Genomic DNA, 25,144 nt, shown 5'->3' on the forward strand with positions numbered 1-25,144 from the left:
TGTGCGCGTGCCCCGCGCCCAATTCCGGTGGCGCCCACCGGTGCCTTACTCGGCGCGGTAGGGCAGTTGCTCGTCGATCTTTTAGGCCCGAGCCGGCGCGGCAATCTCTGGTTCCTGACTACCGATGAAGTAGCGGCATGCCGAAACTTGACTATCAACCCGCCTCAGTAAACCCTTTCGGATGGGTGCCGGCCAAGGAAGTCGCGGTGGCTGCGCCTCTATGAACGAACAGGCAGTCGACATCGGCTGAACGTCGCCGGCCATGGGTTCTCTGAGGCAACTTGCTAATCAGGTCGTGCTTTGAGGCACCTCCGCCAGGAGTCTTCATCAGCCAAGTGCGCTAAGCAGTCTTGAGGGCGTAGCGGATGCTGGTGAAGTCGAACTGAACGTCAATGGCCTGGCGTGGCACACGCAGGAAGATTGACACTGCGATAAAGAGGTCGTTGGCCGAAAGGGAGGCGTTGCAGATCGCCACGACGCCCACCCAGTCCGTAGGCAGACCGGCGGTGAACCTCAGGACGGTTGGCACCACGGTGAGCACTAGAAATGGCGCGGCAACGACGAAAATCGAACGCGCCCAGGAGAGTTCGGAATCGATATAGGTATAGAACCTATAGTTCCGCGCGTTCAAGCCAATGACGGTGGCTTTCGATGTGAAGCCATTGGGTGCGGCTGCCACATGAATGAGCTCGTGCACGAAGATCGTCAGCGCAATCAACCCGAAAAACAATAGGACGTGCGAGATCGGGGATTGCACAAAATCACGAACGTTGGGTTTGACGGGCCAGATGATGAACCAACCCACATACAGCACAACAGATAACGCAACTATCAGGTAGCCAATGAAGTCTTGATTCCAATTAGTCTTATAGTAAGTCGAATTGGGTGCACGGTCACCTACGCCCTGTGGTGGAGCGGAGAGCGAAAACTTCATACGTGTCCTTGAATATCGTGGGGATGCAGCACTGCATCCCCAGTTCGCTTTACCGCGTGACGACGATGAGCGCCGTGCCAAGCGCGAGGCCCACGAAGATGGCACCCGGGATGGAGCCGCCGTCGACTTGTTCGATTTCTTCGATGGAAAGGTCTTGCATTGTCTTCTTTCAAAAATAGGACTTACGCAAACCCGCACAATTTTTTCGCAATGCGAAATTTGTGACGCGACAAACATATTATGTATTGCGTAAGCCATTGATTTTAAAAGAACTCAATACGAAGAGCTGTTGGCTTTAAAATATAGTTTGCGTAAGTCCTAAAAAAGTTGCTCTAACCAGCCGCGTACAGTCCCGCAGCGAATTTATTCTGTCAGGCATGGATCGGCGAAACATTACCAAGATATCACCCGTTGAGAAGTGTTGCATTCGCATGCAGATTTTCTGCGCCGTTGATCCAATTGGGCCTTGTTGGACTTGACCCGTTTCCAAGCACGCGCCAGGTTGTCGCTGGCCAGTACCTCGTCGAGCATGTCTTGCTTCGTCTTGTTTCAAGGCTCGGTGCGCGCCGACCGCCGTCGTCGCATCTCTCCCGGTTGGGGTCATTGATGCATTCGAGGCCGGCTGCGTCTGCTCCTTGTGTCTCGTTGTTCAGCCCTTCAGTCGCCCGACTCCTGGCGGCCTACTACGGCGTTTGCCTTAGTTGGCTGGACCGGGCCGCCCACGCTTCAACACGGTGGGAAAGTCCTCGGGCAACCGGCTGCTGATCGACCAGGCGCTGGCCGGTCTTGTCGGCAGGCCCCCAGAGCTTGTACGAAGCGCAACACGTGACCACGCTGCAGGGACTGGTGAGGCAAGGCTTGGTGGTGTCTGCAGTGCCCTCGCCGGCAATGCCCGCGCGTGACCATCCCTTGCTGGTCAGCATCCCCCTGAATGGCCCCGAAGTGATGCGCTGCGGCGGGTCGATCAAGCGCCGGGTCTGGCTCCCGCCGCTCAGCAACTCTGTGTCTTCTTTGCTGAGATCTCGCCGTCGACATCTGCCCGTTGTTGAAGCGCATGCGTTCCAGGGCTGACGAAGTTGCGAGGCGCCGCACCGCTCGCGAGCGGCGCGGCCGAAGTGCGTTTAGCCGGCGACGTTCGGTCCGCACTGAACGTGCAATTGCACTCGGCCATCTTGGCAGGCCCCATCGAACTCTTCCACCTGCTTGCGCAGCGATGCATTGCTGGCGGCGTTCGAATGATGGACGCCTACCGCACGGTTTCGGCCCAGCGCCTTTGCCCGGTACAACGCTTTGTCGACAAGGTGAACGGCTGTTTCAAGCGTCACCAGCATGGGTTCGTCAGACAGCGGCAGGTCTGCGTGGCCGATGGATACGGTGACGCGCATTTCCGCACCGCCAGGCAATGGCATGGGTTCACCTGCGATGGCTTGCAACACGCGGCGCGCGACTTCGCCTGAGGTCGCTCCGACCGGGACCAGCACCAGGAACTCCTCTCCGCCCCAGCGCGCCACCGCATCGTCGTCGCGCAAGGTGGCTTGCAGGCGGCGCGCCACTTCAACGATGACGGCGTCGCCGGCACTGTGGCCATGATGATCATTGACCTGCTTGAAGTGGTCGATGTCGATGAGCAGCAGTCCGCCACGGAAGCCGTTCGCGGACCGGGTCCGTGCCTGAAGCAGTTGGTGCATGTAGCGGCGATTGGCCAGGCGGGTCAATGGATCTCGCTCGCTCAGCATGCGCAGCCCTCGTTGGCTGTGAGTTAGCGCGGCATTGCCTCGTCTCACACGCAGCGCCAGCGGCGCGAGCACGAGCAGAGCGATTGCTACCGCCGCGCCGGACAGCATCAAGAACTGCTCAACCAGCGCACGCGACTGCAACTCGGCAGCCTTGAGATCGTTGTCGCGTTCCAGCGCCTCGATCCGTTGCCGCTGTGCCGCAACTTCGTTGCGGGATTCAAGATCCGTGATCGCATGACTGCGCGAGCCGCGCATCGGTTGCTGGGCAAGCTCGCGCTCACGGTGATAGGCAGCCAGGGCACCGTCGAGATCGCCGACCGCTTCAAGCGCATCACCATAGGCGCGCAGCAACGCGAGCTGCGACCCGATGTCACGGTCCGCAGACCAGGCCGCCAGCAGCACGTCCACTTCGCTGCGCGCGTCGACCGTTTGGCCCACGCGGACCCGGGCCACCAGTCGATTGGCAAGAAGCACTCGCTCAATGCGACCGTCATGCATTTCTTTGGCGGCGCGGAGCCCAGCCTCGGCGCTTTCAAGGGCGAGGGTCGGTTGGCCGGCATGCAACGCGACATCTGCAAGATTGGCCTGAACGACGATGACGAGCCGGCGTGCGTCGGCTGCGGTCGCTGCAGCCAAGGCCCGGTGCAAGGCACGCAGTGCGCGCCCTGGTTCGCCGAAGGCGTCGAGCGTCAGAGCTTCCGCGATGGCCACCCGCGCCGAGATCTCTGCATCGCCACTGCTGTTTGCCAATTCAAGCGCCAGCTTCATATGCCGGTCCGACTCGGCGCGCTGCTCGGTGAGCGCCGCGCTGAGAGCAAGCTGGCTTTGAGCGAGCGCCTGGCGCCCCGGCTGACCTGCGGCCTCAGCCAATGCCCAAGCCTGCTTGGCGTACAGGTTTGCGTCGGCAACGGAGCGCTGCATCCAGGCTTGCCGGCCCAGAAGCTCCAACATGCGAAAGCGCTGCGGGAACTCGCAAACCGGCTCGCGCGACTGACACCAGGCTTCGTAACCGGCCAGCGCCTGTCGGGCAAGGGTACCGGCTTGGCCCGAGCCTGCTTGATCCGTCTTGAGCGCTTGCAGGAAGTGCTTGTCGGCTTCCGCCAGCGATGGTGCTATCGCTTCTGCGGCCGTCACTGCTGCGGCCGCGGCTGCAGCTTCGTCAGCATCGTTCGTGCCGCCTGTGGCGATGACGGCGCGCGCCAAAGCCCAGGCGCGCCGTTGCTCCGTACCCACCGGCGCGGGCAGTGCATTGAATCGCTGCAATGCGCGTTGGGGCGAATGCTCACCCAGGCGCTGCAATCGTTCCAGCAGCTGGCCTTCGGGCTCGGCGTGTATCGCCACAGACGCACCGCCCAGCAGGAGTACTGTCAGGACGCGCCTCATGCCGCCTCCGGTTCATCGGTGGCTCGCGCGCCATCCGGCGTCCAATGGAGCAGGTCTACGAGCTGCACGGATCCGGCTCGCCCCGCCGACTCCAGATCGCCGGTGATCCGGCGGAACGCTTCCTCGTCTGGCGCGGTCAGGCGAGTCACGCCACAGCCGCGGTTGCGGCCGCGTGCCTTGGCCACATACAGGGCGCGGTCTACCAGTTCCACCGCATGCTCCCAGTTCAGCGGCAATCCGTCGGACGCAACTGGAAAAGCCGCAAAGCCGATAGATGCCGTGACCCGCAGCGGGCCTTGAGGCAGTTCGACAGGTCGCTCAGACACCGCCTTCAACAGACGTTGCGTGAGAACCTTCATCGTCGACGAGGTGCAGGCCTCAGTCACGATCAGGAATTCCTCGCCACCCCATCGCACGGCGAGGTCATCGCCACGCACCGAGGCCTGCAGCCGTTGCGCGATCTCGAGCAGCACGGCATCGCCGGCAGCGTGGCCGTGGCAATCGTTGATACGCTTGAAGTGGTCGAGGTCGATCAGCAGCATGCCCCCGGTGAAGACCGGGCTGGAATTGCTCCCGCCGCTTTGCCGCATGCGTTGCAACAGATGCCGCCGATTGGCCAGCCCCGTGAGAGGGTCACGCTCGCCCTCATGGCGCAGCTTGTCGTTGTGTTCGGTGATCCTGCGTCGCTGGCGCCGAAGGCTGCGCAGCAGCAGCATCGTGGCCATGAGGAGCACTGCTCCTGCGAGGGTGACCGCAGCCCATACGCGCTGTTGCATCGTCTGGCTATGCAGCCGTGCCTCTCGCAGATGGTTCTCTTGCTGAAGTCGCTTGAGGTCCTGCTGCCGGCGAGCGCTGTCGAATCGCTCTTGAAGATCAACCAGGCTGTCCAGTTGATGGCGTTGCGCGACGCGTTCGGCCAGTTGTCGGTGGCGTTGGTAGGCTGCCAACGCCTCTCGCTTGTAGCCGGCGCGCTCAAGGTAGCCACCGGCCTCCGCCTCGAGGTCGGCCAAACGGCGCTCCGCCCCGTCACGGCGCAGCAGCGCACGGGCTTCATCGAGGTGATGAAGCCCGGGAATGAGGCGATGCAGCGACACCATCGCCAAGCCGCTGTTGAGCAGTGCGACCGATTCGCTGTCACGGTCGCCCATTGCCCTCGACAGCGGCAGCGCTTGGGACGCATAGCCCAGCGCAGTGGCGAACTCGCCACGCAGCAGGAAGTGGTCCGACAGATTGGCCATACCCAGGACCTCGTCCTCGCGAGACCCGGCGCGGTGGGCCTCGACGATCGACAGAAGCATCGCCTTGCGCTCGCCTTCACGGTCGCCGGCTTCGTTGCGCAAGAACGACTCGATAGTGTGGGCGCGAGCCAGCGCTCCAGCTTCGTCTGCTTCATGTGCAATCGTCAAAGCCTCAGCGTTCATCGCGGTGGCAGCGCCGATCTGCTGGGCCATGATCAGCGTGTTGGCCAGCGATGAACGGCTTTCGCTGCGCAGGCGAGGCTGGCCGAGGTCATCCGACAAAACAAGGAGCTGATGGCGCAGCTTCAATGCGGCATCCAGGTCGCCTGAGGCTTCGTTGGCGTGAGCCTGCTCCCACATCGCATCGAGACGCAACAACGGCGGGCCATGCGGCCCCAGCAGATCGACTGCTTCGCCAAGGAGCCGCTCGGCGCGACGCAAAGATCCGCGCCGCTTTTCCAGGGCTGCCTGCACGATCAGTTCTCCCGGCTGGGCTGGCGCCTGACTACGCTGCTGCTCACCGAGCAGGCTCAGCAGGCGCTCTGCGCCGGCAATGTCGCCACGCGAGGCGAGCAGCCTGCCGGCCAAGGCGAGGGCTTGCACCCGGCGGCCGTCCGCAGAGGGCAGTTCGATCGCCCACGCAGACAAGCGCTGTGCAGCGTGAACTGGATCAACCCGCGACTGGAGATACAGCTCAAACAGCCTCGGGTCCGGCGTGGCGCTGGAGGCGGTGGGCTGCGCAACTGGCGGTGCCGACGGGGCGGCACGGTTATCCGCAGCGTCCGCAGCCGATAGCGGCATCGCGGCGGCCAGCATCAGGCTGCCACATGCCACCGCCCTGCGCCAATTGCGCAAGCGCCACACAGCTGTCGGAGAAAACTTCACGGTGATATGTCGCCGCTGTACGTCATGGAGGCCTCATCCTCGAACCATGTCGGCGCGCGCACAAGTGATGCCACCGGTCGTTGACGGGCAGACCCTTCGATTGCCGGAACGACTTCACCTTTGAGGAGTTGGCCCCGCTGTCAACAAGTGGCTCCGTTCGCACAGATGTGAATTCGAGATCCCCGCCATCAGGGTCGTGTCGATGAGATTCACCAACGCCGGATCGGCGGTGATCCGGCGCAGCGACTTGAGTTCCCGGCGGTTGGTGCGTTTGTATGCGAGCAGCTCCGAGAGGCGCGAGTGATCGACTGCCTGGGCAAAGCTGTCGACGAGTTGCGTTCGGAAGCCTGTGCAGGATGCGGCCCATTTGGCGACCGCACCGGGGAGGCCATCTGGCCACGTGATCGAGTCCGCCGACCGCAATTGGACGAACAGCGTGTTGACGGCCTGCATCGCTCGAAGGGGGTCTCTGGGAACATGGCAAGCTAGGCCGCGCAGCAGGGCGGTCATGAGCGGTGCCACCGAACTCCAGGGGTCCCGCCCAAGGGCCTCGCAGGCATTGCGGGCGACCATCACTTCTAGCGTTGCCACCGCCAGATCCTCCCAGTCTCGCGGGGCGTGATGCTCGAGATACTCGACGATGGGCAGCAACTCGTCCCAGCTGTGGTCGTCGGCCGCAGCGAGCAAGGCCGCTGCCCTTTGCAGGAGCGAGCCGCTTGAAAGCCAGTCCGGCTCGTGGTGGATGATCGACATGTCATTCCGAAAGGGCTTGCCGCAGGTCGAAGTTCAGTTCCGCCATCGCTGACTGCTCGCGAGGCAGGGGCTGGAATTTCCATTGCGCAACGGCTTGTATGGCATAGGGGTTCAGGTAGGGATTGGTGCTCTTCACGATCTCGGGTTGCGTGACGCTCCCGTCGGGCTGCACGACGAATCGCACGACCACGCCGCCCTTCTTCTGGCGCCTCAGGATCGAGATCGGGAACTCCGGTTCGACCTGGTGCACCACCACCAGCGGCGGGTCCTCCTCCTCCTCCTGCGGCTCGGATGCGGCCGGTGCGGCCGTGTAGGCCATCGGCGGCGGCACAGGTGGCAACGGCAGCGGCAACGGCAACGGTGGCGCGCTTGCTGCGTCCTCCGTGGGCGCCAGGGTTGCGGTGCGGGGCTTGGCCGGAGCAGCTGGCGGAGATGGCGCGTCCGGGCGAGCGGCCGGCGGCGTGGCCTCGGCAAGAGCGGGTCGCTCCCGCGGCTTGACGGCGTGCGCGGGGGTGGGGGCCTTGGCGATTGCCGGGGGTGGCGCCGGGGGTGGAGCCGGCGCTGCAGCAGGGGCAGGATCTGGGGCGGCGGCCGGGCCGATCCGCCTGGCCGTGGCACCGTTGCGAAGGATCCGCATGAAGACCTTGTTGCCTTCTTTTTGCGCGCGCTCGGCGGCCGTGGCGAGCCGGGGGTCGGCCGCTGCAGGTTCCTGCGCCGCGACGGTCTGCATGCCGCCGCCGGCCCACAAGAGGATCACGCCGCATAGGCAGCGCGGCAGCGCCGCGAGATGCCATGGATTCATGTCGACTTTCGCTTTGCTTGCTGTACTTACTTGGAAGGCGGATGCAGGGCACCCGCCTTCGTGTCACACCTCGTTCAGAAGAACTTGTAGTTGACGGAGATGTGCAGGCTGCGACGTTGCACGTCCTCCGCCGAAGAAGGCGTTACGTCAATGGCCTTGCGGTCCAGCGGAATCGGCCGATTGAACAGGTTGCTGATGTACGCGCTCAACGTCAGGTTGCGAACGCCGCTGTAGGTGAAGAAATAGTCCGTGCGCACGTAGGCCGGCCGGCGGCAGTCGCCGGAAGACAGCTGTTGGGCGGCGCAGCCCTGCTCGTTCCAGTTGCTGTCGTAGTAGTCACCCTGCAGCGAAGTGCCACTGCGATAGCTCAGCTTCAGGCCGTTGAGGAAGGCACCGGTGGTGAGGGCGCCGCTCACGCTGGCGCTCACGCGGGAGTAGCCGTATCGGCCGGCCAGGTTGTCGCCATAGCTGCCGCGCACCGTGCTGTAGGCCTGGAACCGGTTGAGCAACGTGCCCATCACGTTCAGCTCCAGGTCACCGACGGGCGTGTAGACATTGGTCTTCGCGCCGAAGTCGACCCCGTCGGTGCGGGTGCGGGAGATGTTCTCGAACCGGTTTTCCACGCTGCGGACCGGGCCCACCGTGATGCCGTACTGCTGCTGCAGTTGCGTGGTGTTGAAGACCGGGTCCTCGCTCAGCGGCGCGCGATGGACCGCCAAGCCGGGTGGCAGTTGGCCGTCTTGCTGCAGCAGCTGGCTCGTGCCCGTGTACCGGATCTCGTTCCTGCGGGACAGGCTCCAATAATCAAGTGTGAAGCTCGTGCGCTGCAGGGGTTCAAACAGCATGCCGAACGAGTAGCCGCGTGAAAGCTCCGGCTTCAGAGACGGGTTGTTCCTGATCACGGTCACCGCCTTGCCATCGCATTGGCCAAGAGCCTGCTCGGCGAGTGCGTTGAGCCCGCCTCGGGCCGGGTCGCCATCGGGCAGGGCCGCAGCCTGGGCCTTCAGGTCGTCTGAGTAGCGCCGGCCGCCGGGGCAGCGCTTCGGGTCCGTGATACCGCTCTCGTAGCCGCTCTTGGTCGAGGTTCCGGCTTCCACCAGGTTGGGTGCGCGGAAGCCGTGTTCGGCGGTGCCGCGTAGCAGCAGGTACTTCGTGGGCTGGTAGCGCAGGCCGATCTTGGGCGAGAGGTGGGCGCCGAAGCCGGGGAACTTGTCGACGCGCGCGGCCACCTGGGTGTTCAGCGTCGCCGCGACCGGGATGTCGAGTTCGCCGAAGACGGCGCCGAAGGTCCGCGAGGCGTGGGTCTGCGCAGAGGCGTAGCCGACGAGGTCGCCGTTCAACACGTTGTCGGTGGACTCGATGACCGAGCGCTCATGGCGCAGGTCGTAGCCGGCGGCGAAGCTCATCGGGCCGGCCGGAAGCTGGGCCAGTTCGCCGGAGATCTTGCCGTCCAGCGCCGTCTGCGTCAGCTTGCCGCGAGAACCCAGCTGCGGGAACAGCGTGTCGATCACCGCCTGGCTGTTCTGCTTGCCCAGCTGGTAGCCATTGGGCAGATTGAAGAAGTTCGGGTCGATGGGCGACGCCGGGTCGCTGGTGTCGGTCGTTCCGCCGATCATCTTGCGGAAGCCGCTATTGCTGAAGGCGAGGCCGTGCGCCAGCTGCGACGCCTTGGAGCCGAGGAACGCCACTGAGGTTTCCCAGTCGTAGCCGTCGGCGCTGCCCTTCAGGCCGGCGACCAGGCGGTAGTTGCTGGCGGATGTCGTCTGGGCGGCGTTGACGTCGGCGAAGCGGTAGGCCAGCCCGGCGTACTCGCCAGTGTCGTTCAGCGGATGCGTCGGCGGCAGCATGAACGAGTAGAACGACACCGGCGTGCCCGTCCGGGGGTCAGCCCAGGTCGTCGCGGGGTCGAAGCTGAGGTAGCTGGGCTTGTACCACTGGTAGGTCGTCTTCGTGCGCGCCCACAGGAGCTCGGCGAACCCCTCGATGCCCGGTGCAATCGAGGCCTTGGCCGAGACCAGGAGATTGGTGCGATCAGCTGCGGGCTGGGCTTCCAAGGCTTTGAAACTGTCATACCAGCACAGGCCGCCGATCGTCAGGCTCGCATCGCAGCCCGACACCCCGTGCCACCCGCTACTAGCCGAGACGATGTTGCCGGGGTAGCTGAAGAACGACAGTTGGTCGTTGCCCTTGGGTATGGCGTTGAGCCAGGCCTCGCTGGAGTGTTCCAGGACGTCGCGCCAAACCACCGGGTCGCGGCGGTAGTGCTGCACCGACGCAGTCACATTGAAGCCATCGGTGTCGAAGTTGCCGATACCGGCCGTGGCGTGGAAGCCGCGTTCGCCGAAGGAGTGGCTGTTCAGCGACCGTTGCGCGTCTGCGCCGGCCTCGAAGCCCTGGTAGTTCTGGCGCGTGATGATGTTCACCACGCCGGCCACGGCGTCGGAACCGTAGACCGCCGAAGCACCGTTCTTCAGGATTTCGACGCGTTCGATCGCATCGAGCGGCAAGGTGTCGATGTTGGCGAAGAACTGGTTGAAGTCCGCCAGGCCGAATGGCGCGACACGGCGGCCATTGAGCAGCACGAGGGTCGACTGCTGGTCGAGGTGGCGCAGCGCCGTGGACGTGGCGCCGCTGGCGAACGACGTGCTGCTGCTGACGTCGGAAAGGGAGTTCGTGGCCCAGGGCAGCGATTGCAGGAAGCCGGCCAGCGTGGTGGCGCCGGAGCGCTCGATGTCGGCACGCCGCAGGACGGTCACGGGGTCGGACGTTTCGACGTCGATGCGCTTGATGTTCGACCCCGTCACGACAACGCGCTGCAGGGGTTGTGGCGGCGTGCCTTCGGATGCGACGGCCGGCAGGGGTTGCGGCGGCGTGCCTTCGGATGCGACGGCCGGCAGGGCGGAGGCAAGCGCGGCGATGGCTGCCGCGATGTGGGACATGCGGTGAAAGTTCATGGGTATCCTGGCTTGAAAAGGGAGCCTGCCGAAACAGGCCTGTCTGCGATAACCAGGACGATGCGGGAAACCGAACAGGAAGTCATAACCAACTTCTTGCCCACTCATGAACACGCCGGGGCGATGCATGCGCCTTGGGTGTGAACCGTGCCAATCACGGCAATGCGGCGCCCGAGGCCCGCTAGGTCGGCTCTGCGTCGGACGCTGCGCTGAGCGGCAAATGCAGGTGAACGTGGGTGCCCTTGCCCGGGTGGCTCTCGATCCGCAGGGTGCCGCCCATGAGTTGCGCGCGCTCCTCCATCGAGAGCAGTCCGAAGCCCCGGGAAGGGTGCCCGGTATCAAAGCCTATGCCGTCGTCCACGACGTGCAGGTGCCAGCCGTCGTCGCTGCTTTGCAGCTGAAGGCGGACATGCGTCGCACGGGCATGGCGGGCGATGTTGTTCAGCGACTCCTGGGCCACGCGGAAGACCATGGTCTTCACCTCCGGCTTGAGCATGCGCACCTGGGGATCCACGGCCACCTCGCAGGTTGCGCCGGAGATTCGCCGGTACTCGGCCGCCAGCCACTCCAGGGCCGGGGCCAGGCCGCCGTCCATGGCAGGCGGCCTGAGGGCCTGAACCAGACTGCGCATGCTGGCGGTGAGCAGGTCCACGCGGTCGCGCATCTGTACCCATTGGCCCGAGTCCGGTGCCTGTCCCGCCTCGGCGCGGGCCTTCAGCACCGACATCTCCATGCGCATGGCAACCAGTTGCTGGCCCAGTTCGTCATGCAGTTCCCGGGCAACGCGCTTGCGCTCTTCTTCCAGTGAGAGGGCGTTGTGTGCGCCGAGCTCGCGCAGCGCCTGACGAGAGGCCTCGAGCTGCTCAGTGCGCTGCTGCAGTTCCTCTGTGCGCAGCAGCAACTCTTGTGTGCGCTGCGCCACCTGCTCGCGCAGCAGCGTGGCGCGGTGCACCAGCCATTGCGTGCGCAGGCGCAGCACGCCCCACAGGAGCAGCAGGGCCGCCACGCCTGCCGCAGCATGGAATTGGTGGGTCTCGTGCCAGGCCCGCTCGACCCGCAGCGGCCAGCGCTGGGTGGTCCAGTCGCCGACCCGGTTGCGGGCCTTGACCTCGAAGGTGTAGTTGCCGGGCGGGATGTTGGTGTAGCGCGCGATCCGGGACTCGGTGGGCGCGTCCGTCCAGGCCTCCTCCAACCCGGCGAGGCGGTAGGCGTAACGCACCTGTTCGGGGGCCGAGTAGTCGAGCAGCGCGAAGCTCATCTGGACGGAGCGCGTGGACGGCCCCAGCCGGATCTCGCCGGAGGGCTGCTGCCCTTCGCTGACGGCGGTGAGCACCAGCGGGGCCTTGTAGGTCCAGGGCTGGTATTGCGCCGGGTGCACGACCGTCAGCCCCTTCCCGCCGAAGATGAGGTCGCCCTCGGCGGTGGTGGCAACTGCGCCTTCGATATGCGCCTGCACGCCGACGCCATCGATTTGCTGCAGCGGCGTGACCTTGAGCGTGTCGGCGCCGATGCGCACGAGGCCGGTGTCCGTGCTGACCCAGGCATTGTCCTGGGCATCGAGCGCGACGGCGTTCGCCGCGTTGTCCGTGATGCCTTCCTGGTGCCCGAGGCAGCGCACCTGGCCCTGCGAACCTTGGACACCCGGCGCGATCCTGCAAACGCCACCGCCGTAGATGGCTACCCACAGGTTGCCGCGGCGGTCCCTGGCGATGCCCGTGATCGTTCCGTTCGACAGGCCGGCCTGCCCAGGGGGGGTGGGCGGCCATGGCTGGTCCATCACGCCGGTGCTGGGGCGGTAGCGGAACAGCCCCAGCCTCGTGCCGACAAAGAGCTCGTCGTCCGACGCACAGTAAAGCCGGTTGACATAGTGATCGGGCACGACACGCTTCCCGGCTGGCTTGCGCGGTGACAGTTCGAGATAGTTCAAACCATTGTTGCTACCGATCCACAACCGGTCGCCCGTCACGCAGAGCTCCATCAATCGGGCTTTCGGCATGTCGGGCACCTCCAGGCGCTCGACACGGCTGCCGTTGGCGCTTGCCACGTACAAATCGTTCGTGGCGCCGATGAAGACCCGGCCATCGGGGCCTTCGACCATGGTGTTGATGTTGTCCTCCGGCAAGGCGTGGCGGGGCCGCCCCCTTTCCGTCGGCAGGCGGCGGACCGTTCTACGGTCGGGCGCGATGATGCCGATGCCCGCGTGCTGCTCGCTCGCCCACACGCTGCCGTCGGCGCGCGCAAGGATGGCCGGAACCATCGCGGTGGTTCCGCCGGTCTGGAGCGCGCCGCCCGCGTACCAGGTGGACACGGCCCGCTGCGCGGGGTTCGTTGCGGCCAGCGACTCGACGCCGCCGACCCACATCAAGCCGCTGCGGTCACGGAAGAGCAGCCAGATGTCATGCGCTGATATGCCCGCCTGGTCATTGCCCAGGCGCCGGGCGGTCAGCGTCGCAACGTCCGCTGCCACGATGCCTTTCGTCGTGCCAAGCCAGATTTCGCCGTTGCCCGCGTCTGCCATGGCGGTCAGTTGTTCCAACAGAGGCTGGCCCTGGCGTTCGCTGTCCAGCACGCGACGGACAACGCCGGTCGCAGGGTCCCGCACGAACACGCCCGAGGTGAGGGTGCGGATCCACAACCGTCCGGCGCCGTCTTCGATCAAGCCGGTCAGATCCTCCGCGGGCCGGTCCCCGGCCTGCAGCGGCACCAGCTCGAAGACGGGAGCACCGGCGCGCAGCACGAAAAGTCCATGACTCATCGCGATCCACAGGTCGCCGCGCCGGTCCAGCAGCAACGCCGTTTGATTGACGTCCTTCAGCAAGCCGAGCGGGACAGTCTGTTCGGACTCCTGTTGCACTCGCCCGGTGGCCAGATCCACCCGGTTCAATCCTTGATCCGTGCTCACCCAGAGCCCGCCTTTTCGGTCGGCGGCCATGGCGTTGACTTGCGGCCCGCTCAAGCCCTGTGGGCCTGCCGCGATGACCGAAATGGCGCCCGTTCGCGGGTCCAGGCGCAGGACTCCGTTGCCGGATGTGCCGATCCAGATGAGACCGGCATCGTCTTCGTACAGCGCCGTGATGAAGGATGTACGCAGGTCGTCGTGCTTACCCAGGTCGCCGAAGCCGCGCTGGAATTGCTGGCCGTCCCACCGGACCAGGCCGGTCTGCGTGCCGATCCAGATCATGCCGCTGCGGTCCTGCAGCATCCCCACTGGGCTAAATCCGGCCGGCAGGGCGGCGCGTCGGAAGACGGGCGACGCACTTGTCTCCCAGGGGCTCGCTGCCCAGATTGCGCTCGCCTGCGCAATGCTGGCCCAGCTGCTGACGCAGGTCAGTGCCAAGGCGCAGACCCATGCCAGGCGGGTGAAGACTCTTGTGATGGCGGGTTGCATCGGCGTGTACGGGCTTCAAACGGAGGTTGGGGTGGCCTGGGTGGCGCTGCTTTCCGGCAGGTGCAGGTGGACGCGGGTACCCTGGCCGGGGCGGCTGTCGACGCGCAGCGTGCCGCCGATCAGTTGAGCGCGCTCTTCCATCGAGAGCAGGCCGAAGCCGCGCCGCAGGCCGGTGGTGTCGAACCCGCAGCCGTCGTCCGTGACGCGCAAGTCCCAGCCTTGAGTCCCGTGTTGCAGTTGCAAGCTGACGGTGCCCGGGGCGGCATGGCGCATAACGTTGTTGAGCGACTCCTGCGCCACGCGGAAGATCATCGTCTTCACGTCTGGCTTGATCATGCGCGCGCCTGGGGCGACCTCCACTTTGCAACGAACTCTCGCAGTGCGCTCGTACTCGGTGCCCAGCCATTCCAGGGCAGCGTGCAGGCCGCCGTCCAGCGCCGGCGGACGCAGGTCCTGAACCAGGCTGCGCATGCTGGCGGTGAGCCGGTCCACCCGCTCGCGCAAGGCCTGCCACTGCTCGGCATTCGGTGTCCGTCCGGCGTCGCCACCAGCCTTCATGACGGACATCTCCATGCGCATGGCGGCCAGCTGCTGGCCCAGTTCGTCGTGCAGCTCGCGGGCAACGCGCTTGCGCTCTTCCTCGAGAGAGAGGGTGTTGTGCGCGCCCAGGTCGCGCAGCGCCTGGCGCGAGGCCTCGAGTTGCTCGGTGCGCTGCTGCAGCTCTTGCGTGCGTTGCGCCACCTGCTCGCGCAGCAGCGTGGCGCGGTGCACGAGCCATTGCGTGCGCAGGCGCAGAACGCCCCACAGGGTCATCAGCGCGGCCACGGCCGCCGCTGTACGGAATGGGCTTGTTTCGTACCAGGCCGGCTCGACGCTTAGCGGCCAGCGCTGCGTGGCCCAGTCGCCGACCCGGTTGCGTGCCTTGACCTCGAAGGTGTAGTTGCCGGGCGGGATGTTGTTGTAGCGCGCAATCCGCGACTCGGTGGGCGCGTCCGTCCAAGCCTCTTCCAACCCCGCCAGGCGGTAGGCGTAACGCACCTGATCGGGCGCCGAGTAGTCGAGCAGCGCGAAGCTCATCTGCACCGCGCGCGTGGACGGCCCCAGCCGGATGTCGCCGGAGGGCTGCTGCCCTTCGCTGACGGCGGTGAGCACCAGCGAGGCCTTGTAGGTCCAGGGCTGGTATCGCGCCGGGTGCACGACCGTCAGCCCCTTCCCGCCGAAGATGAGGTCGCCCTCGGCGGTGGTGGCAACCGCGCCTTCGACATGCCACTGCAAGCCGACGCCATCGATTTGCTGCAGCGGCGTGACCTGGAGCGTGACGGCGTCGATGCGCACGAGGCCGGTGTCCGTGCTGACCCAGGCATTGTCCTGGGCATCGAGCGCGACGGCGTTTGCCGCGTTGTCCGTGATGCCTTCCTGGTGCCCGAGGCAGCGAACCTTGCCCTGCGAACCTTGGGCGCCCGGCGCGATCCTGCAAACGCCGCCGCCGTAGATGCTCACCCACAGGTTGCCGCGGCCGTCCCTGGCGATGGCGCTGATAAATCCGTTCGACAGGCCGGCCCGCCCAGGGGGGGAGGGCGGCCATGGCTGGTCCATCACGCCGGTGCTGGGGCGGTAGCGGAACAGTCCCAGCCTCGTGCCGACAAGGAGTTCGTCGTCCGACGCACAGGAGAGCCGGTTGACATAGTGATTGGGCACGACACGCTTCCCGGCTGGCTTGCCGGGTGACAGTTCGAGGTAATTCAAACCATTGTTGCCACCGACCCACAACCGGCCGCCTGCCATGCAGAGCGCGCTAAACCGGGCTTTCGGCATGTCGGGCACCTCCTGGAGCTCGACACGGCTGCCGTCGGCGCTTGCCACGTACAAATCGTTCGTGGCGCCAAGGAAGACCTGTCCATCGGGGCCTTCCACCATGGTGTTGATGGTGTCCTCCGGCAAGGCGTGGCGGGGCCGCCCCTTTTCCGTCGGCAGGCGGCGGACCGTTCTGCGGTCGGGCGCAATGATGCTGACGCCTACCTGGTGATCGCTCGCCCACACGCTGCCGTCGGCGCGCGCAAGGATGGCCTGAACCTGCGCAGGCGTAACGCCGGCCTGGGCGCCGCCCGCGTACCAGGTGGACACGGCCCGCTGCGTGGGATTCGTCGCGGCGAGGGACTCGGCACCGGCGACCCACATCAAGCCGCTGCGGTCACGGAAGAGCAGACTGACGGAATCCGCTGCAACACCTGCCTGGTCCTGGCCCACGCGCCGGGCGGTCAGTGTCGCAACGTCCGCCGCCACGATGCCTTTCGTCGTGCCAAGCCAGATTTCGCCGTTGCCCACGTCTGCCATGGCGGTCAGTTGTTCCAACAGAGGCTGGCCCTGGCGTTCGCTGTCCAGCACGCGGCGGACAACGCCGGTCGCAGGGTCCCGCACGAACACGCCCGAGGTGAGGGTGCCGATCCACAACCGTCCGTCGCCGTCTTCGAGCAGGCTGATCACATCCTCCGCAGGCCGATCCCCTGCCTGCAGCGGCACCAGCTCGAAGAAGGGAGCACCTGCGCGCAGCACGAATAGTCCATAGGTCATTGCGGCCCAGAGGTCACCGCGTCGGTCAAGCAGCAACGCCGACGGATTGACGTTCTCCGGCAAGCCGAGCGGGATGCCGTGCGCTGAGTCCTTTTGTACCCGCCCAGTCGCCAGCTCCAGCCGGTTCAACCCCTGATCGGTGCTCACCCAGAGCCCGCCTTTTCGGTCGGCGGCCATGGTGCTGACTTGCGGCCCACTCAAGCCCTGCGGGCCTGCTGTGATGACCGAAATGGCGCCTGTTCGCGGGTCCAGACGCAGGAGTCCGTTCCCGTAGGTGCCGATCCAGATGAGACCCGCATCGTCTTCGTACAGCGTCGTGATGATGGCCGTACGCAGGTCGTCGCGCCTGGCCAAATCGCCGAAATCGCGCTGGAACTGATAGCCGTCCCACCGGAGCAGGCCTGTCTGCGTGCCGATCCAGATCATGCCGCTACGGTCCTGGAGCATCGTCACCGGGGCGAATCCGGCCGGCTGGGTGGCGCGGCGGAAGACGGGCGACGCACTTGTCTCCCAGGAGCTCGCTGCCCAGGTGCAGTTGCAGCCCAGAGCCAATGCAAGGGCCCAGGCAATCCAGCCCAAGGCGCGCGTGATCACCGCTCTGGTCGACATGGGGCGTCCTCTCGTGGATGTTTTGACATGCCGACCCGCCCATACTTCCCCCTCGGGTGTAGTGCTTCGTCGCCAAATTGGTAGTGTGTGTGTCGTCGCTGTTCTTGTTTGTAGATTAAAATCTACGATTATATGTTGGGCGGAATGACTCACGCTGACGACGAATCGACATGACCAAAGATCCTGAACTGAACCGATTTTCTGCCGCCGAACCAGCGAATCGGGTTCGCGTGCTGATCGCAGACGACCACGCGCTGGTGCGTGAGGGTTTGCGCAAGGTGCTTGAACTGGACGATGCGATCCAACTGGCCGGCGAGGCGGCCTCGGCCTCCGAGACGCTGTCGCGGTTGCAGCAGGGTGGTGTGGATCTGGTGCTGCTGGACCTGTTGATGCCCGGCTGCACGGATGTCGATTTGATCGAACGCATCGTGAAGGCGCATCCGAAGCTGCCCGTGCTCGTGCTCACCATGCATGCGGATCCTCACATCGCCCGCAGGGCGCTGGAGGCCGGTGCAAGGGGCTACCTGACCAAGGACATCTCTACCGAACTGCTCATCGAGGCCGTGCATCAGGTGGCCGCAGGTCGCAGCTATGTGGATCCGACGTTGAGCGCGGCGCTGATCCGGCCTCAAGCTGAGCTTCCTCAACCCTTGGAACAGTTGTCGGCGCGCGAGCGCCAGGTGCTGATCGCGCTCGTGCAGGGGAGGGCGCTGATCGACATCGCGGTTGAACTGAATGTGGCGCCCAACACCGTCAGCACCTACAAGTCCCGCTTGATGGAAAAGCTGGGGCAAAGCAGCCTAAGTGATCTGGTGCGCTACTCCATCCGGCACGGCTTGGCGGGCTGAGCGCGTAGTCGGCTGATGTTTGCGATCCCTGCCGGGCGATCAGCAGGGTGCTTCGTCAGTTGAGGTGGCTGTCGGTTCTCATTCATCCTGCCCAGCGGTAGACGGCGATTCCCAGCCTCTTTTACAAAGAGGATGGGAATCGGTGCTCTCCTCGACATGCGGCAGTCAAGGTGTGGTCGGGAGACGGATACGTTCGTACTTGGACGACGCCAGCCAATCCAAGGCAGGCGCAGGGCATCCACCAGCACGCTAGCGTGACGGAAAACGGCTGGCGAGCCGGCCGCCCAGGAGGCAGCCTGGCGCCGGTGCAACGCAGCCCCCATGCGAAGGCGCAGCCATGCGGCTCAATGTCCGCGTGACGGCGTCGCGCGTCAGCGCGCCCCACTCGCATCCGAGCCCGCAGGTTCAAAACGTAGTATTTCATCGTCGCGGAGGCGGTGTAGATTAAACTCTACTCAATGTGGTGTTCCACCTGCGAGAGGCTCGTGCGGATGCCTCGCCATGACTAGAGCCCGACTTGAACCGAGTGCTTCCTCAGCAATCAATAAACCTGATTCGTGTGCTGATTGCGGACGACCACGTGCTGGTGCGCGAAGGCCTGCGCAAGGTGCTGGAGATGGACTACGCCATCGAGCTGACCGGCGACGCGGCCACGGCCTGCGAGACGCTCTTCGAGCTGCGTCGAGGTGCCGTGGACGTGGTGGTGCTGGACTTGTCGATGCCAGGTTGCACCGATGTCGATCTGATCGAGCGCATCGTGACGGGGTATCCGGAGGTGGCGGTACTGGTACTCACCATGCATGGCGATCCTCACATCGCCCGCCGGGCGTTGGATGCCGGCGCGCGAGGCTACCTGACAAAGGACATCTCCATCGATCTGCTCATTGACGCTGTGCATCAGGTTGCGGCCGGCCGCAGTTACGTAGATCCGGCGCTGACTGGCGCGCTGATCTGCCCCCCGGAACCACCTCAACCACTGGAACAGTTGTCGCTGCGGTAGCGCCAGGTGCTGGTGGCGCTGGTGCAGGGCCGGGCACTGGTCGACATTGCGTTCCACCTCAATGTGGCCCCCAACACCGTCAGCACCCATACAAGGCGCGTCTGATGGAAAAGCTCGGGCAAGACAGCCTGAGCGACCTCGTGCGCTATTCCATCCGGCATGGGTTGACCAGCTGATCTGCGAGCAAGAGCGCCCGTTGTAAGTCTTGCCGATATGTAGTGTTTAATCGACAAGTAGGAAAGTTCGTGATTTAAGTCCCACTCGCGTCGCACCCAATTTCCCTAAGCTGATGTAGAGTTTCACCTACGACAAACGAGCAATCGCTACACGGAGGTTGAGGATGTTCACTGTCACTGATCACACCCTAACGCGGGGAGTCGCGGACATCCCGTTGCCTCTGGCGCGTTGCAGCCTTGCAGTCAGTGCTCCCCCACGAGTGGTGGTGCATCACTTTTGCGGGCGTGAGGTTCGGCCCGCCTGTCGTGAGGTGCTCGTCGACGGGGCGAAGCGCAAGCTCCAGCCGCGCGCGTTTGACCTCCTCGTCTACCTGATCGAACACCGCCATCGCGTCGTGTCCATCGACGAGTTGCTGGATGCTGTCTGGCGCGACCGGGATGTGCAGGTCTGCTCGCTGGCCACCGCCATTGCGCGCATACGTTCCGTGCTTGGCGCGGTAGCCACCGGCGATGGCGCGGTCATCCAGACCCATCATCGGGTCGGCTATCGATTCGTCGCCCTCCTGGAGGGCGACGCTCGCGTCGCCTCGTGAGGCACGTGTGAAACCGCTCCACAGCAGCGCGATGGATTCGCCGATGGGCAATGCCGATCGTTTGAATGGCATTGATCTCTCTACGCACGAGATCGACCACCACGGCCTGCGCACCGCATGGCTCGTGGAACGCGTGGCTCGCACGCTTGGGTTGGACGCTGCCACTGTGCAGTCGGTGACAGAGGCTGCGAATCTGCACGATGTCGGCAAGCACTTCGTCGAAGAGGCCGTGCTCTACAAGCCCGGGCGGCTGGATGCGAAGGAGCGCCGCGAGATGGAGATGCATGTCTTCTTCGGTGCTTGGTCGTTGACGGCGAGCGAGACGCCGCAGCCGCGTTTGGCCGGGCAAGTAGCGCTGCTCCACCATGAGTGGTGGAACGGAACGGGCTATCCCTTCGGGCTCTCTGGCCTTGAGATCCCGCTCGCGGCGCGCATCACCGCCGTTGCCGACGTGTTCGATGCACTGAGCCAAGAGCGTTGCTACAAGCCCGCATGGCCATGCGACGAGGTGCTGGCCTACTTGATCGCGCAGCGGGGCCGGCAGTTCGATCCGGAATGTGCCGAAGCAATGCATGAGGTGGCCGGGCGCCTGCCTGCCAATTGGGCCTTGCAAGCGTTGTCTGCGAGGCTTCCTCGGCCAGAGCACGCATGCGCGAATGTCGTTTCGTTGTTGCCCCACCCGGCCTTGAATCGACGCCAAAGCACACCGGTCTCGCCCGGCGCTTCGCATTGCGCGTAAGTCACCGCATCGGTCGTCTTGGAAATCACCGGCAAATCATGGCTATTGTTATGAATTCGAATCGCCGCCTATCGCCCTCTGGGCGTTCAGGCCTTGGTCATGGTGTGCTCATGCCTTCCCCTCAAGCGCTGCCGACGCTGCGGGACGCGGTTGCCGGGGTCGATGGGCACGACATGCCTTCGATTGAATGCCGGGATCAGTCGTCCGCCGAGAGCCAATGGCGCCCGACTCCGAGTGACCGACCATCCGTGTGGGGATTGCTGAGCGCTGCCGCGAAGCGCGTTGCTGCTTGGCCGCGGATGAGGCTTTCATCTGCTCAGCATCGCGCGCGAGATGAAGAGTGCTCCGCAGCGGAATCGTCTGTCCCCCCCGTGTCAACACGGCGTCGGAAGTCCAAGCGCCGAGTCGCCCGGCTGGTGATGGCACCGGTTCGGTTCCTTGGGCAAATGGCTTTTCTGGATATCAAGCTGAAGCGCGAAGGCAGGGCGCTGCATATTGTGGTTGCGCCCAGGCTGCCTACCATCAAGAAGCGAACGCAGTTGGACAAAGCCATCGCGGAAGCCGATCCGCTGAGGCACGCACTCAAGGACTTCCTCGACCTGCACTCGTTGTCGCGGAGGATGCTGCGCCACCTTGGATACCTTGAGCATGCATTGGCCACGCAAGGGGTGAAGGCCTTCGAGGAAGTTCCCGTCGAGGTCCTGGCGGCTGCACTGGGCCAGTTGGAATCGATCGTCACCAACTGGTCCAGCCGTGATCTCGCGGATATTCGCTCGAGATTGGCGGTGGCGGTGAAGGATCGATTGCAGGATGAGTTCGACGGCGACGGGAAGCTGTCTGACTTTGCGACAGCGTCTCGCATGCTTATCGGAGATGTTCCTCACTCCGAATTCGAGGAGCTTGAACGCCAATACCAGGGCCTGATTTCGCAAGAGACCATCCAGGCGGCGCTCGAAGCAATCCGGACGCCGGCCCCCGATGAGTCTCATGTGACGGAGGCAACTGACGCCGTAGCGGCCGCCACGCGCACCTCCGAAAACACCTTTCCAATTCTCAACTCCCAATGAGTTAGTCACAAGACAGAGATGACTCAGGCGGAAGCTGTTTTGATGCTCCGCTCGCAATGAGGTCCTAGTCGGAGGCGCTTGCAGTTCGGGCGGCAAGAAGCCCCGCGCCTGCCGAATTCAGGGGGCAATCCACCGCCGCGATAGGGGCGGTGCTCGACCCGAATCCACCACTCATTTTCGTCCCATAACCCTGCACCACACCGCCATGAAGCGCTTCCATTCCGCCCATGCCAGAGGCTTCACGCTGATCGAAGTCATGGTCACCGTCGCCATCATCGGCATCCTCGCTGGGGTGGCCCTGCCTCAGTACAAAGACTACGTGACCCGCAGTCGTCTCGCCGATGCTGTCAGCGGTTTGTCCACCATGCGGGCACAGATGGAGCGGTACTACCAAGACAACCGCACCTATGCAAATACCGGCAGCTTCGTTTCTCCCTGCAAAAGCGGCAGTGATGCGACCCGCAGGTTTGGCGACTTCTTGATCAGTTGCATCGGCAAGCTGAACGCGGACGAGTTCACGCTTGAAGCGAAGGGAAGCGGCGCGGTAGATGGCTTCACTTACACGATCAATCAGCAAGAAGTCCGCGCGACCAAGGCGATACCCCAGAAGTGGGGATCTGCCTGTAGCAGCAAGTGGATCACGAAGAAAGGCGACTCGTGCTGAACCGCCGCTATGAATCTGGCTTTGGACTGATCGAGTTGATGGTTGCGGTCACCATACTGGCCATCCTTGGTGCGGTGGCGATGCCGAACTTCAGTACCTGGATCCGGAACTCCCGTGTGCGCACGGCAGCCGAAGCGCTGCAGTCAGGTGTCAGGCTCGCGCAGACGGAAGCGCAGCGGCGTACGCATACCGTCGCATTCTTCCTTACCAACAGCAGCACCTGCACGACCGAATCGACAGCCGCTGTGGGTGGCCGCTACTGGCAGATCGTCGTCGTGCCGGATCCGCTGATCAGCAGCGACGATGCAGAGGTTGTCCAATGCGGCGCATTGGTCGACGCGTCGTCCGGCATCAGCCTGAGTTCAAGGACCACGGCATTGTGCTTTGGCGGCGACGGGCGCCAATCGACACAAGAGAATCCCGCAGGCATTGGCGCCTCCTGCACGGCAAAAACGGCTCGCTTTGACTTGGCGCCGATTGCCAATGATGCCGATAAACGACCGCTACGGCTTCTCGTCACGTTGGCCGGGGCAATTAGGCTGTGCGATCCCGGCAAGGCTTCCAACGCACCAGATGGTTGCCCTAAATCATGAGTCAGCGGTCGAACCTTTGCGATCACGGATTCTCGATGATCGAGATGATGGTTGGTCTTTTGATCATCTCATTCGGCCTGCTGGGGCTCATTTCCATGCAGGCCCGGGCGCTGCAGGCCTCGATCGGCACGGAAGACGCTCAGCGCGCCGCGCTGCTCGCCAACGAGATGGCCGTGGCCATGTTCAATGCGAACACGGTCAACCTGGCCAAGGATGACGTGAAGGGCTGGGCATCTCGCGTTGCCGACACCACGGAGAAAGGCCTCCCGAAAGGTGTCGGGGCCATTACCGTGACGGGTACCTCCATAGCGCGAATAACGGTGAGCTGGACACCCGTGCATTCACGCGGTGAGGCCAATGACACGCACAAGTACTCGACCGACGTGGTCATTCCATGATGAGAACCGTCTCAACGCGATATCGCGGTTTCTCCCTGGTTGAGCTGATGGTGTCGATGGTCATCGGCCTCATCCTGATGCTTGCCGTTTCCATCATGGTGGCGCGCCAGGAGTCGATTCGACGCGGTGTTACTTCAGGAAACGACCTGACGAGCAATGCTGGCTATGTCGCCTATACGCTGGATCGCGAACTGCGAAGCGCAGGTGCGGGTTTCAGCCAAGCAACGGCGCAGAGCTATGGCTGCTTGATGCACGCTTCGCGCGACAACTCGCAATTGCTGCCAGCGCCGGAACCATTTCCGGCGCCCTTCGCCTCATTGCCTCAGAGCTACCGGCTTGCACCGCTGATCGTCTTCGCGGGAGCCGGCACCCATGGTTCCGACATGATTGCCATTGCCGCTGGCAACTCCGCCCTGAGTGAAGCCGCGCTGCCGGTCGTGCCGAAATCGGCTGGGGCCGGTGAACTCAAGTTGTCCAACACCCTTGGCATGCGCGGGGGCGATCTGCTGCTTCTGTCTGGGGCAGGCGTCGGCTGCATGCTCCAGCAGCTCAGCAAGGAATTCTCCGGCGGTGTGACACAGCGGGTCACCTTGGACGGGCGCTATGCAGCCAACACCATTGGCGACGTTGATGTCACTCAGTTCTCGGGCAGCAACGCATTCGCGTTCATGCTCGGCAATGTCGTGGGCAACCAGCCGAAGATCCAATTGCTGGGTATCGACACCAACGACACCCTGGTTTCATACGACCTGTTGCAGCTGGGTTCCGAGGACACCCAATCCCTGGCCGAAGGTGTTGTCGATATGAAGGTGCTCTACGGCGTCGACATGGCGCGCGGCAGTCAGAAACAGGTGACCGCATGGATTGCTCCGACCGCAGCCGGCTTCACTGCAGCCGAACTGGCGGACGGCTCGGACGCCGCCCGCCAGAACCTGCAGCACATCTTCGCGGTCCGCGTTGGCCTTGTCCTGCGCAGCGATCTGGTGGAGAAGACTGAGGTCACGCCTGCGCAGTTGACGCTTTTCAGTGATCTGCCCGCCGATGTGCATCGGGCCTATACCGTGCCACTCGATACCGCGAAGCAGCGCTACCGCACCGTCGAGTTCACCGTGCCGCTGCGCAATGTCCGCTACTCCCGCTGATGAAACACCTCCACGCTCCCCGCCGAACATCCCGTGTCGAGACTCAGCGCGGCATCGTGCTGGTCTTCGCCTTGATTACTTTGGTCATCCTGCTGATCGGTGCCGTCGCGATCTCTCGCTCGATCAATGCCAGCCAGTTCATGACCGGCAACCTCGGTTTCAAGCGCGATCTGTCCAATCAGGGTGAGCGCGCTTTGCAGGAGGCGATGGAGGCGGTTCGGAATGGTCCCCTGGCAGACGTGACCGTGCGCAACGACGATTTGAAGAGCGCCAACTACAAGGCCACGATTCTGCCCACCAATGCCGATGGAATTCCGACGGCGCTGTTGTCGGACGACGAATTCAAGAGTGTGGGGTCGGCTGATCGAGACATTCAGATCGACGACCTGAGTGTGAAGGTCAGGTACGTCGTTGATCGCCTTGCGGCGGCGACGGGCAACTGTGGCCCAAGCCTTTGCGCGATGGCCAATCAGACCACTTTTGGTGGCGGGTCCAGCGAATGGATCAATTCGCAGGGCAACAGTGGTGCCCCCAAGGACTCCAATCCAGGCGCAACACCGCAGCAGCCTGTCTACCGGATCACGGTGCGTGTGAGTGGGCCGCGAAAGACGCTGTCCTTCTTTCAATCCACGTTCACCACCAATTAGTTCGCCAGCTCAGGCGTATCGAGG

Annotated in this window: 20 protein-coding genes; 12 read left to right on the forward strand and 8 right to left on the reverse strand. The window is 64.2% G+C overall.

Annotation, left to right across the window (positions count from 1 at the left end):
• Nucleotides 1–340: 340 nt before the first annotated feature.
• Complete coding sequence (locus ABIS05_RS18365; protein ID WP_348013361.1) at nucleotides 341–934, reverse strand: DUF3267 domain-containing protein; 594 nt, start codon at nucleotides 932–934, stop codon at nucleotides 341–343.
• 825 nt (nucleotides 935–1,759) lie between these two features.
• Between ABIS05_RS18365 and ABIS05_RS18370 the strand changes: the two genes are divergently transcribed.
• A complete protein-coding gene (locus ABIS05_RS18370) occupies nucleotides 1,760–2,005 on the forward strand; it encodes a hypothetical protein (RefSeq protein ID WP_407074888.1) in 246 nt (81 codons plus the stop codon).
• Nucleotides 2,006–2,055: 50 nt separating this feature from the next.
• Here the strand turns inward: ABIS05_RS18370 and ABIS05_RS18375 are convergent, their stop codons facing one another.
• The 7 genes from ABIS05_RS18375 to ABIS05_RS18405 all read right to left on the reverse strand — a co-directional run bounded on the left by ABIS05_RS18375 (nucleotide 2,056) and on the right by ABIS05_RS18405 (nucleotide 17,253).
• Nucleotides 2,056–4,053, reverse strand: coding sequence for a GGDEF domain-containing protein (locus ABIS05_RS18375; RefSeq protein ID WP_348013362.1), 1,998 nt, complete (start codon nucleotides 4,051–4,053; stop codon nucleotides 2,056–2,058).
• Complete coding sequence (locus ABIS05_RS18380; RefSeq protein WP_348013363.1) at nucleotides 4,050–6,107, reverse strand: GGDEF domain-containing protein; 2,058 nt, start codon at nucleotides 6,105–6,107, stop codon at nucleotides 4,050–4,052. The genes ABIS05_RS18375 and ABIS05_RS18380 overlap by 4 nt, the downstream gene beginning before the upstream one ends.
• Nucleotides 6,108–6,290: 183 nt before the next feature.
• The gene (locus ABIS05_RS18385; RefSeq protein ID WP_348013364.1) at nucleotides 6,291–6,929 is read right to left on the reverse strand and encodes a hypothetical protein; all 639 of its coding nucleotides are present in this window, start codon (nucleotides 6,927–6,929) and stop codon (nucleotides 6,291–6,293) included.
• A gap of 1 nt (nucleotide 6,930) precedes the next feature.
• The gene (locus ABIS05_RS18390) at nucleotides 6,931–7,659 is read right to left on the reverse strand and encodes a TonB family protein (RefSeq protein ID WP_348013365.1); all 729 of its coding nucleotides are present in this window, start codon (nucleotides 7,657–7,659) and stop codon (nucleotides 6,931–6,933) included.
• Nucleotides 7,660–7,805: 146 nt separating this feature from the next.
• The gene (locus tag ABIS05_RS18395; protein WP_348013366.1) at nucleotides 7,806–10,685 is read right to left on the reverse strand and encodes a TonB-dependent receptor domain-containing protein; all 2,880 of its coding nucleotides are present in this window, start codon (nucleotides 10,683–10,685) and stop codon (nucleotides 7,806–7,808) included.
• Between the two features lie 181 nt (nucleotides 10,686–10,866).
• Nucleotides 10,867–14,073, reverse strand: coding sequence for a two-component regulator propeller domain-containing protein (locus ABIS05_RS18400; protein ID WP_348013367.1), 3,207 nt, complete (start codon nucleotides 14,071–14,073; stop codon nucleotides 10,867–10,869).
• A 15-nt stretch (nucleotides 14,074–14,088) separates the two neighbouring features.
• The gene (locus ABIS05_RS18405; protein WP_348013368.1) at nucleotides 14,089–17,253 is read right to left on the reverse strand and encodes a two-component regulator propeller domain-containing protein; all 3,165 of its coding nucleotides are present in this window, start codon (nucleotides 17,251–17,253) and stop codon (nucleotides 14,089–14,091) included.
• Between the two features lie 170 nt (nucleotides 17,254–17,423).
• Here ABIS05_RS18405 and ABIS05_RS18410 point away from each other — a divergent pair, with 170 nt between their 5' ends.
• The 11 genes from ABIS05_RS18410 to ABIS05_RS18455 all read left to right on the forward strand — a co-directional run bounded on the left by ABIS05_RS18410 (nucleotide 17,424) and on the right by ABIS05_RS18455 (nucleotide 25,120).
• Nucleotides 17,424–18,101, forward strand: coding sequence for a response regulator transcription factor (locus ABIS05_RS18410; protein ID WP_348013369.1), 678 nt, complete (start codon nucleotides 17,424–17,426; stop codon nucleotides 18,099–18,101).
• Nucleotides 18,102–18,627: 526 nt separating this feature from the next.
• The gene (locus ABIS05_RS18415; RefSeq protein WP_348013395.1) at nucleotides 18,628–19,101 is read left to right on the forward strand and encodes a response regulator transcription factor; all 474 of its coding nucleotides are present in this window, start codon (nucleotides 18,628–18,630) and stop codon (nucleotides 19,099–19,101) included.
• Between the two features lie 12 nt (nucleotides 19,102–19,113).
• Nucleotides 19,114–19,206, forward strand: a complete 93-nt coding sequence (locus ABIS05_RS28250; protein WP_407074889.1) for a hypothetical protein — start codon at nucleotides 19,114–19,116, stop codon at nucleotides 19,204–19,206.
• A 235-nt stretch (nucleotides 19,207–19,441) separates the two neighbouring features.
• On the forward strand, nucleotides 19,442–19,870 hold the full coding sequence (locus ABIS05_RS18420) for a winged helix-turn-helix domain-containing protein (protein WP_348013370.1): 429 nt from the start codon (nucleotides 19,442–19,444) through the stop codon (nucleotides 19,868–19,870).
• Nucleotides 19,871–19,877: 7 nt separating this feature from the next.
• Nucleotides 19,878–20,609, forward strand: a complete 732-nt coding sequence (locus tag ABIS05_RS18425; protein WP_348063303.1) for an HD-GYP domain-containing protein — start codon at nucleotides 19,878–19,880, stop codon at nucleotides 20,607–20,609.
• Nucleotides 20,610–21,055: 446 nt separating this feature from the next.
• Entirely contained in the window at nucleotides 21,056–21,676 is a 621-nt protein-coding gene (locus tag ABIS05_RS18430) for a hypothetical protein (RefSeq protein WP_348013372.1), read from the forward strand.
• Between the two features lie 205 nt (nucleotides 21,677–21,881).
• Nucleotides 21,882–22,340, forward strand: coding sequence for a type IV pilin protein (locus tag ABIS05_RS18435; protein WP_348013373.1), 459 nt, complete (start codon nucleotides 21,882–21,884; stop codon nucleotides 22,338–22,340).
• Entirely contained in the window at nucleotides 22,334–22,933 is a 600-nt protein-coding gene (locus ABIS05_RS18440) for a GspH/FimT family pseudopilin (RefSeq protein WP_348013374.1), read from the forward strand. The genes ABIS05_RS18435 and ABIS05_RS18440 overlap by 7 nt, the downstream gene beginning before the upstream one ends.
• A complete protein-coding gene (locus tag ABIS05_RS18445; RefSeq protein WP_348013375.1) occupies nucleotides 22,930–23,331 on the forward strand; it encodes a prepilin-type N-terminal cleavage/methylation domain-containing protein in 402 nt (133 codons plus the stop codon). Before ABIS05_RS18440 ends, ABIS05_RS18445 begins: the two co-directional genes overlap by 4 nt.
• The gene (locus ABIS05_RS18450) at nucleotides 23,328–24,473 is read left to right on the forward strand and encodes a PilW family protein (RefSeq protein WP_348013376.1); all 1,146 of its coding nucleotides are present in this window, start codon (nucleotides 23,328–23,330) and stop codon (nucleotides 24,471–24,473) included. Before ABIS05_RS18445 ends, ABIS05_RS18450 begins: the two co-directional genes overlap by 4 nt.
• A complete protein-coding gene (locus ABIS05_RS18455) occupies nucleotides 24,473–25,120 on the forward strand; it encodes a hypothetical protein (protein ID WP_348013377.1) in 648 nt (215 codons plus the stop codon). Before ABIS05_RS18450 ends, ABIS05_RS18455 begins: the two co-directional genes overlap by 1 nt.
• Nucleotides 25,121–25,144 lie beyond the last annotated feature (24 nt).

Origin of the sequence: Roseateles sp. (assembly GCF_039929605.1) — a bacterium.
Lineage (GTDB): Bacteria > Pseudomonadota > Gammaproteobacteria > Burkholderiales > Burkholderiaceae_C > Pelomonas.